Origin of the sequence: Alkalicoccus chagannorensis DSM 18086, assembly GCF_000429725.1 — a bacterium.
Lineage (GTDB): Bacteria > Bacillota > Bacilli > Bacillales > Salisediminibacteriaceae > Alkalicoccus > Alkalicoccus chagannorensis.
In genome coordinates this window covers 87963-99840 of sequence record NZ_AUCK01000011.1, presented here as the reverse complement: position 1 = coordinate 99840, position 11878 = coordinate 87963, and the positions used below count along the sequence as shown (strand labels likewise).

12 protein-coding genes are annotated in these 11878 nt (G+C 53.2%); 10 read left to right on the top strand and 2 right to left on the bottom strand.

All coding sequences use genetic code 11. The features are described from left to right. Nucleotides 1–34 precede the first annotated feature (34 nt). The 3 genes from G477_RS0107760 to G477_RS0107750 all read left to right on the top strand — a co-directional run bounded on the left by G477_RS0107760 (nucleotide 35) and on the right by G477_RS0107750 (nucleotide 2557). On the top strand, nucleotides 35–823 hold the full coding sequence (locus tag G477_RS0107760; protein ID WP_026697465.1) for a phosphotransferase family protein: 789 nt from the start codon (nucleotides 35–37) through the stop codon (nucleotides 821–823). Nucleotides 824–1024: 201 nt separating this feature from the next. Next, complete coding sequence (gene trmB, locus G477_RS0107755) at nucleotides 1025–1666, top strand: tRNA (guanosine(46)-N7)-methyltransferase TrmB (RefSeq protein WP_026697464.1); 642 nt, start codon at nucleotides 1025–1027, stop codon at nucleotides 1664–1666. A 24-nt stretch (nucleotides 1667–1690) separates the two neighbouring features. After that, the gene (locus tag G477_RS0107750) at nucleotides 1691–2557 is read left to right on the top strand and encodes a YtnP family quorum-quenching lactonase (RefSeq protein WP_026697463.1); all 867 of its coding nucleotides are present in this window, start codon (nucleotides 1691–1693) and stop codon (nucleotides 2555–2557) included. A gap of 179 nt (nucleotides 2558–2736) precedes the next feature. Here the strand turns inward: G477_RS0107750 and G477_RS0107745 are convergent, their stop codons facing one another. Continuing rightward, a complete protein-coding gene (locus tag G477_RS0107745; protein ID WP_026697462.1) occupies nucleotides 2737–3057 on the bottom strand; it encodes a PepSY domain-containing protein in 321 nt (106 codons plus the stop codon). Between the two features lie 273 nt (nucleotides 3058–3330). On the opposite strand from G477_RS0107745, the gene G477_RS0107740 reads away from it, so the two are divergent. Then, complete coding sequence (locus G477_RS0107740; protein ID WP_026697461.1) at nucleotides 3331–4398, top strand: M42 family metallopeptidase; 1068 nt, start codon at nucleotides 3331–3333, stop codon at nucleotides 4396–4398. Between the two features lie 124 nt (nucleotides 4399–4522). Here the strand turns inward: G477_RS0107740 and G477_RS0107735 are convergent, their stop codons facing one another. Further along, nucleotides 4523–4969 (bottom strand): YtoQ family protein, encoded by a 447-nt coding sequence (locus tag G477_RS0107735; RefSeq protein ID WP_026697460.1) that lies wholly within the window; start codon nucleotides 4967–4969, stop codon nucleotides 4523–4525. A gap of 190 nt (nucleotides 4970–5159) precedes the next feature. Between G477_RS0107735 and G477_RS0107730 the strand changes: the two genes are divergently transcribed. The 6 genes from G477_RS0107730 (at nucleotide 5160) to G477_RS0107700 (ending at nucleotide 11757) form a co-directional block, all read left to right on the top strand. Next, nucleotides 5160–5666, top strand: a complete 507-nt coding sequence (locus tag G477_RS0107730; RefSeq protein WP_026697459.1) for a hypothetical protein — start codon at nucleotides 5160–5162, stop codon at nucleotides 5664–5666. 438 nt (nucleotides 5667–6104) lie between these two features. Continuing rightward, nucleotides 6105–7130, top strand: a complete 1026-nt coding sequence (locus G477_RS0107725; protein ID WP_026697458.1) for a PTS sugar transporter subunit IIC — start codon at nucleotides 6105–6107, stop codon at nucleotides 7128–7130. A 14-nt stretch (nucleotides 7131–7144) separates the two neighbouring features. Further along, entirely contained in the window at nucleotides 7145–7945 is an 801-nt protein-coding gene (locus G477_RS0107720; protein ID WP_026697457.1) for a DUF1444 family protein, read from the top strand. Nucleotides 7946–8158: 213 nt separating this feature from the next. Continuing rightward, the gene (locus G477_RS19040) at nucleotides 8159–10273 is read left to right on the top strand and encodes a DNA translocase FtsK (protein WP_051287799.1); all 2115 of its coding nucleotides are present in this window, start codon (nucleotides 8159–8161) and stop codon (nucleotides 10271–10273) included. A 134-nt stretch (nucleotides 10274–10407) separates the two neighbouring features. Beyond that, a complete protein-coding gene (locus G477_RS0107705) occupies nucleotides 10408–10596 on the top strand; it encodes a hypothetical protein (RefSeq protein ID WP_026697456.1) in 189 nt (62 codons plus the stop codon). Nucleotides 10597–10635: 39 nt separating this feature from the next. Beyond that, nucleotides 10636–11757: a nicotinate phosphoribosyltransferase gene (locus G477_RS0107700; protein ID WP_026697455.1), complete on the top strand. Its 1122-nt coding sequence runs from the start codon at nucleotides 10636–10638 to the stop codon at nucleotides 11755–11757. The last annotated feature ends 121 nt before the right edge of the window (nucleotides 11758–11878 follow it).

Below are 11878 nucleotides of genomic sequence, written 5' to 3'. Positions count from 1 at the left end.
GCGCGATGCAATGACGGAAAATAAGGGTGAATCGATGGAACATTTTATGGGAGAAGGATGGCAGCTCCGGCCCGCCGGAGGAGCCACAGGTGAGGCATACATTGCCGAACAGGGACAACAAAAAATATTTATCAAACGTAATTCTTCTCCATTCCTTGCTGTCTTGTCCGCAGAAGGAATTGTTCCAAAACTTCTCTGGACGAAGCGCCTGGAGAATGGAGATGTGATTACGGCCCAGCAGTGGATTGATGGAAGAGAACTGCACGCTGCGGAAATGAATCAGGACCGGGTGGCAGCGCTGCTTGCCACCATCCATGATTCTGAGGAGCTGCTGGACATGTTCAAGCGGATGGGGAACCGGCCTCTGGACCCGGAGGCTATTCTTCATGCGCATGCAGAAGAACGTGCGGAGCATCACACAGCTGTCGACCGGGCGCTGGAGCTGTTGAAACAGGTTCCGGAGATCCCTTCGGAAGAATTTGTTGTCTGTCATTCGGACGTGCATCATAACAACTGGATTGAAGATGACCAGGCTGGATTGTTTTTAATAGACTGGGATGGAGCGCAGGTAGCAGACCCTGCGCTCGATTTAGCCCCGCTCCTTTACGGCTACGTCCCAAAGGATTACTGGGCCCAGTGGATGGAGGCTTACGGCCGGTCATTGACGACGTCGCTTCGTTATCGATTATGGTGGTACCGGACCGTTCAGTGTCTGGATCATGTCCGGTGGCATGCCCTCTGCGGAAGCAGGGAAGAGGAAGACTTCTGGCTGGCGAGAACAGCAGAATTAGTGGAAGAAGCCGGCAGGTTCTCTTCAGAATAAGGGCTGTTTATCCCGAACCAGGGGAGGCAGCCTTTTTTAGGTGATAGGGATGCACAAGTTTTCATACTAGAAGACGGCGGCTTCATGCGCTGCACGGGAAGAAAGAAGACTGCTTTTTTCCCTCGAAAAGCGTGCGGTACACGCCGTTCCGACCAATAGGCGCTTTGCGCTTTTGGTCTGGAAATAAAGGAGGATGACATCATGAGACTGCGTCACAAACCTTGGGCGGAGGATTATATAAACGAAAACCGGCATATCGTTCCTGAACAGCCGGAGCGTTGGCAGGGGCGGTGGTCGGAGCGCTTTGAGCAGCGCGCGCCGCTGCATGTGGAGATTGGTACGGGGAAAGGACGCTTCGTCAACGAACTTGCTGCCTCGAACCCGGAGATCAACGTGATCGGGATTGAATTAATGGAGAGTGTGCTTGTCACCGGTGTACAGCGGGCAGCAGATGCACCGAAGAAAAACCTGCAGCTGCTGCAGGCCGATGTGAAAGATATCGGCGACTTTTTTGCTCCTGGTGAAATCGACCGCCTGTATATTAATTTTACGGACCCGTGGCCGAAAAAGCGCCATGCTAAAAGAAGGCTGACGCATGAAGGATTTCTGAATCGGTATGTCGAAGTGATGAACCGAGGAGCGGAAATCCATATGAAGACGGACAATCAGGGGCTCTTTGAGTATTCCCTCTCTTCCCTGACTTCCTTCGGTTTTTATCTCCGCGATGTCAGTCTGGACCTTCATCGCAGCGGCTGGCAGGGCAATATCATGACGGAGTATGAAGAGAAATTCTTTGAAAAAGGGATGCCTATTTATCGTCTGGAAGCCGCGCTCCATCAATAACAGGAAGGTGTTGAGAGGATGGCTTTGGAACAATTTCACGTCAGTGAAGATACGGTATTGACCTGGTTGAACGGGGGAGTGACGCACATGGACGGGGGCGCCATGTTCGGTGTTGTACCGAAACCCCTCTGGTCAAAAAAATACCCTGCTAATGAGAACAACCAGATCGAACTCCGCTCCGATCCTATACTGATTCAACTTCCAGGCAGAAATATTCTGCTGGAATCCGGAATGGGAAAAGATCGTCTGTCAGAGAAAGCGAAACGAAATTTTGGCGTCACCGAAGAGAGCAGAGTGCCGGAAGACCTTGCCCGTCTTGGATTATCGGTAGAAGATATTGATACGGTGATCATGACCCACCTGCACTTCGACCACGCGTGCGGGCTTGTAGAAGAGACGAACAGCGGTCCGGTACCGGCGTTTCCGAATGCAGATATCATCGTCAGCAGAACCGAGTGGAACGAAATGAAGCATCCAACCATCCGGTCCCGTAACACGTATTTCGAGGAAAATTGGAAACCGGCAGCGCATCAGGTGAAGCCCTTCGATGAAGAAATAGAAGTCGCCCCGGGAATCCGGATGATTCATACCGGTGGACACAGCGCAGGCCATGCCATCATTCACATTTCCAGAGGCGAGCGGGATATCTGGCACTTCGCGGATATTCTCCCCACTCATGCGCACCAGAACGTGCTCTGGGTGCTTGCCTATGATGACTACCCAATGGACTCCATCGCCAAAAAGCAGCAGTATGCCGTGCCCGCGGTGCAGCGCAGCGACTGGGTGTTGTTCTATCATGATTACAAATACCGCATGATCCGCTGGACGAGTGACGGCAGAGCGGTGGAAGAGGCGTTGTTCCGAGAGGGGGAGACGCCCGGGAAGCCGTAGCGCCGCTGCTGCTCTTATCAGAGGATGACGTGCGTGCCCTGCGGTCCTCCAGCGATCCTCCAGCGATCCCCCCGTGGTTTTCGGCCCCCGGCATGCGGATCCATCGCCTGACAGCGCCTGAACAGCAGGACGATCAAAAAACCCGGGAAACAGCAGCGCTGTCTTCCCGGGTTCTTCTTCTATTCCTGCTTTTGAAAAGACACGATCGTGCCGGTCGGGGCATCAACAAAAAATTCGTATGCTGCGGCACTCCCGTCTTCTTCTGTGATCGTAATCCCGCCTCGGTATACGTCATACTCAAGCTGTTCCTGCTCCAGTTTTTCCGTCGTCATGTGGACCCAGGATCCTTCGATCGTTCCCAGTTCAGAAGCTTTCTTTTTGACCAATTTCAGCGCTTTTTCCGGAGCGACCGGCGCTTCCCGCTGATCCATCGTGGATTTGGCGAGCATCGTTACAGCGACACCGGCTCCTACACCTGCTGCAAAACGTTTCCAACTCATGACTAACAACTCCTCTATCTGACTTTTCTCCAGTATAGCGGAGATTGCAGAAGATGCCAATACAACAGCTTAAAATTGGAAGGGCTTTCGAGGAAAGGACTGTGGGTCGCTTTTCTCAGCTGCATTTGCTGCGCATGCCAGGTGCCGATTCGAGACGATCAGGCTGGCGATATCTTTCGTATGTCGAAAAACACTGGCATTCCGATCCCTATTTCGATAAAATGTAACCAGCTGCAAGGCAGTCTACTGCCTATTACAAGGAGGTAATCAAGGATGAATCAGGATACATACCAGATGTTTGAAACGTTGACCCAGCTCCCGGGCGCGCCGGGATTTGAACACCAAGTACGTCACTATGTACGGGGAGAACTTGAAAAATACAGTGATGAAGTGATCCAGGACCGCCTCGGCGGTGTCTTTGGTGTGAAGCACGGCAGCGGACCGAAAGTGATGGTCGCAGGTCACATGGACGAAGTCGGCTTTATGGTCACATCGATTGACGAGAAGGGGCTGCTCCGTTTTCAGACGCTCGGCGGCTGGTGGAGTCAGGTGCTGCTGGCCCAGCGCCTTCATGTTATGACAGAGAATGGACCGGTCACCGGTGTTGTTGGTTCGATCCCTCCTCACCTTCTGGATGAATCGAAGCGGAAAAAACCGATGGATATAAAAGACATGTATATTGATATTGGCGCCGACGACAAAGCAGACGCTGAACGAATCGGTGTGAAGCCGGGACAGCAGATCGTTCCGGTGTGTCCGATGGAAACGATGGCAAATGAGAAGAAGCTGTTGTCGAAAGCGTGGGACAACCGGTACGGCACAGGTCTGTCTATCGAGCTCTTGAAAGATCTGCAGGGGGAAACACTGTCGAGCACGCTTTATTCCGGAGCGACGGTACAGGAAGAAGTTGGTCTTCGCGGAGCCCAGGCTGCGGCAAATATGATTAAACCGGATCTGTTTTTTGCATTGGATGCAAGCCCGGCGAACGATGCCTCCGGCGAAAAAGATGCATTCGGCCACCTCGGGAAAGGCGCGCTGCTCCGTATTTTCGACAGAACGATGATTACGCATCGAGGAATGAGAGATTTCGTGATGGACACGGCTGAATCCAACAACATCCCTTATCAGTACTTTATTTCGCAGGGAGGAACGGATGCCGGACGGGTTCATCTTTCCAATGAAGGGGTGCCCTCAGCGGTCATCGGCGTCTGCAGCCGTTATATTCACACGGCAGCTTCGATCATGCACGTGGATGATTATGCTGCCGCAAGAGAACTGATCGTCAAGCTCGTGAAGTCTGTCGACGACACGACCCTGGCCTCAATCCGCGACCAGGTATAACGACGCCGGACAGGGCCGCAGGCGGTCCTTCGGATGCGTGGATATAAAACCGGCGCCGGAATCTATATCCGGCGCCGGTTGTCGTGAGAGAGGTCTTCTTCATGCGGAACTGCCGCCGGGAAGTCTACTCCTCAGCGAAGATGTAGGCAAGTGCCTGCAGTGCCTGTTCTGACGACTCCACCGTCACCTGCGCTTTCTGGGATAGTTCCTTTAACGGGTGATGCAGCTGCTCCGGGCGGACAAGGATCAACGGCTTGTCCATCGCAATCGCTGCTCCTGCGTCCATGGCGCTGTTCCACTGTTTATAGGATTCTCCGAAGAGGGCGATAACGACATCTGCTTTATCCATCAGCACCCTGGTGCGGAGGTTGTTCATTTCGGATGCCTTTTCGTCTTTGATGACCTTATTCGGCTGCTCGCCGAGAATCTCTTCGCCGATATCATCCGACCGGCTGTGGTTTTCCATCGGTCCGACAAAATCCACCGGCAGCTGCATGTGAGCAGCCTGTTTCTTTAGTTCACTGCGCCAGTCATCATGAATCTGGCCTGCTAGGTAGACGGTAATCCGCATGCTTGATCAGTCCTCCTGAATAAAAGTAAGGTTCCTCTCTACGTGTACCCGATTAACGGAGATGAAAACCACCAGGCAGCACTGGTGCCACGTCCATGGTTCGGGATGCTGTCATTTTTTTCGACAAAATAAGACAAAGATATGCTATGATAAGAGAAGGAAAAAAGGGAATGTTGTTTGGGGGGATTCCATGTGGTGGATGGAAGGGAAATATCTTTTTCCAATTGTCCTGCTGCTGAGTGCCTGCGCGGCGGGAGGTAATGAGTGGGACGATCGTACTGCCGATCTGCTGGATACGGAAATGGAAGAAGAGCCAGCGGAACCGGATACATATCATAACGGATTCGAGCTGTATCTGCCTGATGGTGCTGATATCGTGGAGTCGAACAGATCGATGTTGACCGTGATGCTCCATGAACAGTTGTATTTGATCCGCGCCGGGGAACAGGTCGAGGAGGGCAGAGAATCAAAGGAAGTGCTCCTTGATAAAACATATCGCACAGAAGCCGGAGAGATCACGGTCCAGGCTGCTCCGTTTCATGATGATACGTACCAGATTACAGCTGAGAAAGATAACATCTCGGTTCAGACCGTCATGACGCTTGAGGCATTGAATCGGGAAGCAGGCGTGCTGGTCCAGCTGCTTCGTACGGCAGACTGGGAAGCGCCTGAGCACAGCAGGCACTATGGAGGTTGACCTCCGTCCTGGCTGCTGCCGGCCACGGACGCAAGGAAGCGCGGTGTCTCAGAGGGAAGATAGAACGTGAGCCGCGCCCTGTGCCCTGTCTGTTCTGCGGCGTTGTCCGCATCATGACGGAAGGGTGTATCGGAGGGAGAAAACCGAAGACCTTCTCACTCGAATATGTTTTCCCTTCGTATCTTATGATAAAATGACTGCTCACAGCCATGACCATCGCTGTGAGCTTTTTTAAAGTATAAAAGGTATAAGTTTTGATACAAGGAGACGGCGGCATCGTACGCTGCGCGGGAAGAACGAATCACCTGTATTTCCCTGGAAAAGCCTGCAGCGACGAGGCACGCCGTTCCGACCAGAAGGCGCTCTGCGCTTTTGTTCTAAGATAAGAGTGGGGAAGAAGGCTACGGCCCACTATTTCCGGAGAAAGAAGGCGAAATTATGCGGGCATGGTTACAAAAAAAAGGGGTCGAACCCAGCCTCAGAGCTTACGGGATCACCGCGCTCAGCTACATGGCACTCGGGCTGTTTTCTACGCTGATCGTCGGTTTGATCATGCAGACGATGGGTGACCTCGGGACAGAAGCAGGCGTGCCTCTGGAGTGGCTGAGTGAGATCGGTACTTCTGCCATGGCACTTGCGGGACCAGCCATTGGTGCCGCTGTGGCCTATGGGCTCAAAGCACCAAGGATGGTCCTGTTCGCTGCTCTTTTTGCAGGGGCGGCAGGGTATGATGCCGCGGGGCCAGCAGGCAGCTTTGCTGCTTCCATCTTTGCTGTCGAGGCGGGGAAACTCGTATCGCAGGAAACGAAAATCGATATCCTCGTTACGCCTGCGGTTACGATTTTTGCGGGAGCCGCTGGAGCCGCAGCGGCAGGACCTCCCCTGGAAGCAGTACTGCTTCAATTCGGTCAGTTTCTCATGTGGGGCGTCGAACAGCAGCCGCTCGTGATGGGCCTCATTACGGCAGTGTTTATGGGACTTGCGCTGACAGCACCTATTTCCAGTGCTGCAGTGGCTATACTGCTTCAGCTGGAAGGCGTTGCAGCCGGTGCTGCCACCGTCGGGTGCACCGCACAGATGGTTGGATTTGCAGTAAGCAGTTATCGTGAAAATAAAGGGTCAGGTCTGGTAGCATTAGGTATTGGTACGTCCATGCTTCAAATTGCCAACATTGTCCGCAATCCAAAGATTCTCATACCGCCGACAGCAGCTGCCGCAATTGCAGGTCCTTTGGCAGTTATGCTGTTTCAAATGGAGAACAATCCGGAAGGAGCAGGCATGGGATCGAGCGGATTTGTCGGCCAGATCATGACCATCAATACGATGGGGGCTTCGGCTGATGTCTGGACCGGCATACTTCTTTTCCACTTCATCCTGCCAGCTGTCATCAGCCTGATGGTCTCCGAATGGATGCGAAGAAAAGAATGGATTCAGTTTGGTGATATGAAAATTGAACAATCCTGAGGAGGTCAGCATAGATGAAACCGATAGAAATCAAACGGGAGCTTGAAAAGCGCCTGGAAAACGACAACTGGGTTACGTCCTTTGACAAAGACCAGAATACGTTCCGAGTCGTCGACAAGCGGGTGGATCAGGGAATTACTGTGCGCCTGGCAAATTTAACAGAGAAATTCGAAACCAGTCCGGATGAGGCAGCGGAAAGTACGGTCTCGCAGATCAAAGAAGGCATGCGCCTGCTCGTCGAACGCGCGTCCATTAAAGGAAACGAGGACCGGATTTATCCGGTACTGCGGACACCGGACTTCGGTGTCGGAAAACAGCTCCTCTCCACCGAGCATACTGCAGAGACAGCAGTCTTTTATGCCGTGGACGAAGGTTCCTCCTATACGATGATTGATGAGCGCATGATCGAGGAAGCAGGAACGACGGAAGAACAGATCAAAGAGACTGCTGCATTCAATCTGCGGTCCCTGCCGGTCGAGTGGAAGAAAGATGAAACGGCCGGGAATATCTTTTACTTCCTTCACACCGGAGACGGTTACGAAGCGAGCCGGCTGCTGGATCAGCAGCTCCTGGACCGCATGGCAGACGAGGTAGAAGGTGATTTTGTCGCAGCGGTGCCCCATCATGATGTGCTGATTCTGGCTGATATTCGAAATGAATCCGGCTACGATGTCATTGCTCAGATGGCTTTCAAATTCTTCTCCGAAGGGCACATCCCTCTCACGGCTCTGCCGCTGCTATATGAGAACGGTGCGCTCGAGCCGCTGTTTATTCTGGCGAGGAAAAAGCCGAAGGATACGAAAAAAGATGGATGAATGAAGATGTCTGATGATGTATGCTGAGAATAAGAGGAGTACGCTGGGTACTCCCGGAGAAGGCGCGGTCCTGACGTTCAGTGTCAAGGCCGCGTTTTTGCGGGACGTTTCTGCTGCTCCTGCTGAAGAAGCAGGTGAAGGGAGGAAGGCGCAGCTGCTTTACAGGCAAGAACGTACCCGGTGACGAAGAGCCGGGCGCTGCGCTGCCGATAGATGACAAGACAAAAACACTGGCCGGACCTCGCTCCGGTAAAAATGCTCCATCGTTATCCGGAAGGAAAACCGAAAGAAGACAGGCCTGCTGCGCGTCAGCATACGCGAAAAGAAGAGACGAAGCAGGGGAAGCGGAAGAGCGCAGAAGGGAAGAAGAATACGTCTGAAAAGAAACATACGTCTGAGAAGAAAAGCCCCAGCGTACATAAGGAAACCCCGTCCTTCCAGAAGCGGCCGTTTCAAGTGCAGGAAATACCCAGTCCGATTCACGGACTGCGGGGCTATCCACGCATGCCTGCAGAGGAAGCAGACCCTGAAGAGCTTAGGAAACGAGAACTTCAACCAGAAGAACCCTCTCCACTGGTATTTTTTGACGAGGGTCCACCTCCGGTAATCGAAAGAGAAGAAGAACCGGTTCAAGAGGAAGAAGAGACGGCGCCGGGTGCGGAAGTAGAATGGCAGGAATCCATCGATGAGCCGATTGCAGCTCACACGGAACCAGAACCGGCGCAGCCCGATGAACAACCGGGGCAGCAGCATCATGAGAGCCGGGCCGAGCGTGCACGCCGGCGGGAGATGGACGAAAGACAGGTGACGGCACCGCGTTTTGCCGCCGGTGAAAAGAAGCAGGGTCGTGAACCGCAGCCGAAAGGGGTCCGTACCTCCTCCGAGCCGTACAACGTGCTGATGAAGCCGCAGGATTATGTGAAGCAGCGGCGGAGATCGGCGGGGCAGGCGAAAAAACCCGGTCTTCACCTCCTCCACGTGCCCAAAGAAGTACCGGAAGGCCAGCAGTCGTGGGTGGACAGGACCTCAGAGGAACTCAACAACACGCTCGCGTATTTCCGGGTGGATGCAGCGGTTGTCTCCACGACGAGCGGCCCGTCCGTCACGCGCTTCGAAGTCCAGCCGGCTCCCGGCATCAAGGTCAGCAGAATCGTCCAGCTCAGTGATGATCTGAAGCGCAGCCTCGCTGCGACGGATATCCGGATGGAAGCGCCGATTCCGGGGAAAACAACGGTCGGAATTGAAGTTCCCAACCCCGTTCCCCGTCCGGTAGGCCTCCGGGAAATACTGCACACCCCTGCGTTTCAGCAAGCCGATTCCAGGCTGACTGCAGCCCTCGGTGTGGATATCGCCGGGAATCCCGTGACAGTGGACATCGCAGGCATGCCGCACGGGCTGATCGCCGGTGCTACCGGATCCGGAAAAAGTGTCTGCATCAATTCGCTTCTGGTAAGTCTCCTTTTCAAAGCATCTCCAGAAGAAGTACGGCTGCTGCTGATTGACCCGAAAGTGGTCGAGCTCGCTCCGTTCCGAAGAATTCCGCACCTGGCAGGTCCGGTAATTACGGAACCGAAAGAAGCGTCGGCCGCCCTGAACTGGGCCGTTGCTGAAATGGAGCGCCGCTATGAACTTCTTGCTGAAGCCGGGGTCCGTGACCTTGCCCGGTACAACCAGAAGCAGGAGGAGAAGCTGCCTCAGCTGGTTATTGTCATTGATGAGCTGGCCGACTTGATGATGGCTGCACCATCCGATGTGGAGAGCGCTGTCTGCCGGCTCGCGCAGAAAGCGAGAGCCTGCGGGATTCATCTGCTTGTCGCCACCCAGCGCCCTTCTGTCGACGTGATTACCGGATTGATGAAAGCGAATATACCAACACGAATCGCCTTTTCCGTTTCCTCTCAGGCGGATTCGAGAACCATTATGGACGGTGGAGGAGCAGAGCGGCTTCTCGGCAGAGGGGACATGCTCTACCATCCGATGGGAGCCTCCAAGGCCGTCCGGCTGCAGGGAACCTTTATTACAGACGAAGAAATTGAAAAGGTAGTCGAAGCAGCTGCGCTGGCCTATCCGGAACCACCGCCCCTTTTTGAACCAATGGATATCAAGCCGGGACAGGTTTCCTCCGATGATGTCCTTTATGAAGAGGCCAAGGCGTTTGTAGAGGAAAAACAGAGCGCATCCGCATCCATGCTGCAGCGCCATTTCCAGATCGGCTATAACCGTGCAGCCAGGCTGATGGACGATATGGAAGCAGATGGTATGATTTCTGCGGCGAAGGGTTCTAAACCGAGAGACGTCTACGGCCGCACCGGTGCTGGTGAGGATTAAATGACCGGGAAAAGGGTAATAGAACAGGAAGACTACACAGTCCGTCAATTTTCGGGTACAATAGGGCTGTGTCCGTCCCGCAGGGAACCGTGATCACGGGAAACAATAGAACAAAAGCCAGGGAGGAGATGTCCATGCATCAAATTTCTTTGGGAGACCTTGTTCAGTATGTTTCACCGGAAAAGTTCCACTTATTAAAATACGTTGAACGGACAAAAGATATTGTTCTCCGCCATGGCCTGGAGACGGTAGGCGAGGATGATATCGTGGAGATCATGGAAGCAGTCATCACAGAACAGTCAGAGGAGATCCTGCTTCATTAGTAATAAAGTATGTAAATGATGACAAGGAGAACTTGATTCATGAAGGAAATAACATTAAAGCTGCAGGGAAAGATCAGCCGGCTTACCAACAAAACGTTCAAATTCGACGAACGAGTCGGAGATGGATGGTTCTCTGCTGTTTATTTTTTAAAAACGAAAAAAATTGCGGAAGAACTCGTGCCATCGAATGAAGTGACAATGCAGTTTTTTCAGAAGAACCACGCTGTGCTGTGCGGTACAGATGAAGTCCTGGCACTGCTGCAGGAATTTGCCGTCAATCCGGATCAGCTCGACGTTCATTCGCTGGAGGATGGAGATAAAATTGAGCCATTTGAAACTGTCCTGACGATCACGGGGCCCTACCAGCATTTTGGATTTCTTGAAGGTGTGATTGACGGCATTCTCGCACGGCGGTCCTCCGTCGCAACGAATGTGTACGAAGTCGTCAGTGCGGCGAAAACATCCGGTGAGGAAAAGCCCGTTATTTTCATGGGAGACCGCGATGATCACTTCACCATGCAGTCCGGAGACGGCTATGCCGCTTTTATCGGTGGATCCAAAGCGCAGGCGACCCATGCCATGAACGAATGGTGGGGGAAGAAAGGGATCGGCACGATGCCTCATGCGCTCATTCAGCTGTTTGAAGGGGATATTGTGGAGGCGACCAAGGCCTATCAGAAGACGTTCCCGGATGATGAGCTGCTTGCACTGGTAGACTATAATAACGATGTCATTGAAGATTCCCTGAAAGCTGCCCGCGCGTTCGGCCGGGAACTCAGCGGAGTCAGGGTGGATACATCCAATCAAATGGTAGACCGCTACTTTACACGGAACCCCGATATTCTCGGGAGCTTTGATCCGCGGGGAGTCAATCCAAAACTGCTGTTTGCTCTTCGTAGAGCGCTTGATGAAGAAGGATTTCATCACGTGAAAATTGTTGCTTCCGGCGGGTTTGATGCAGAGCGGATTGCTTCGTATGAGAAAAGCGGTGTGCCGGTGGATATGTACGGAGTAGGAAGCAGCCTGTTGAAAGTGAACATCGGTTTTACCGGAGACAACGTGCTTCTGAATGGCCGTCCCGAGGCAAAAGAAGGCAGGAAATACAGGGAAAACGAGCGGCTTCATCCGATACAGCTGGAGAAACGTACGTATTCCACATAATCAGGCGCAGATAAAGTGTGCAGCAGATCGTACCGGAGGGTATCTGGTCCATGCTGCACGCTTTTTTGTGAGAAGAGAAAGACAGACCGGGGCCGTCCAGAACGTTGGTCGTGTCGTCTGC

What these genes read in the sequence shown, in the direction of transcription:
- G477_RS0107760 (WP_026697465.1), top strand. Translation starts at nt 35, where the DNA reads ATGGAACATTTTATGGGAGAAGGATGGCAGCTCCGGCCCGCCGGAGGA.
- trmB (WP_026697464.1), top strand. Translation starts at nt 1,025, where the DNA reads ATGAGACTGCGTCACAAACCTTGGGCGGAGGATTATATAAACGAAAAC.
- G477_RS0107745 (WP_026697462.1), bottom strand. Translation starts at nt 3,057, where the DNA reads ATGAGTTGGAAACGTTTTGCAGCAGGTGTAGGAGCCGGTGTCGCTGTA.
- G477_RS0107740 (WP_026697461.1), top strand. Translation starts at nt 3,331, where the DNA reads ATGAATCAGGATACATACCAGATGTTTGAAACGTTGACCCAGCTCCCG.
- G477_RS0107735 (WP_026697460.1), bottom strand. Translation starts at nt 4,969, where the DNA reads ATGCGGATTACCGTCTACCTAGCAGGCCAGATTCATGATGACTGGCGC.
- G477_RS0107730 (WP_026697459.1), top strand. Translation starts at nt 5,160, where the DNA reads ATGTGGTGGATGGAAGGGAAATATCTTTTTCCAATTGTCCTGCTGCTG.
- G477_RS0107725 (WP_026697458.1), top strand. Translation starts at nt 6,105, where the DNA reads ATGCGGGCATGGTTACAAAAAAAAGGGGTCGAACCCAGCCTCAGAGCT.
- G477_RS0107720 (WP_026697457.1), top strand. Translation starts at nt 7,145, where the DNA reads ATGAAACCGATAGAAATCAAACGGGAGCTTGAAAAGCGCCTGGAAAAC.
- G477_RS19040 (WP_051287799.1), top strand. Translation starts at nt 8,159, where the DNA reads ATGACAAGACAAAAACACTGGCCGGACCTCGCTCCGGTAAAAATGCTC.
- G477_RS0107705 (WP_026697456.1), top strand. Translation starts at nt 10,408, where the DNA reads ATGCATCAAATTTCTTTGGGAGACCTTGTTCAGTATGTTTCACCGGAA.
- G477_RS0107700 (WP_026697455.1), top strand. Translation starts at nt 10,636, where the DNA reads ATGAAGGAAATAACATTAAAGCTGCAGGGAAAGATCAGCCGGCTTACC.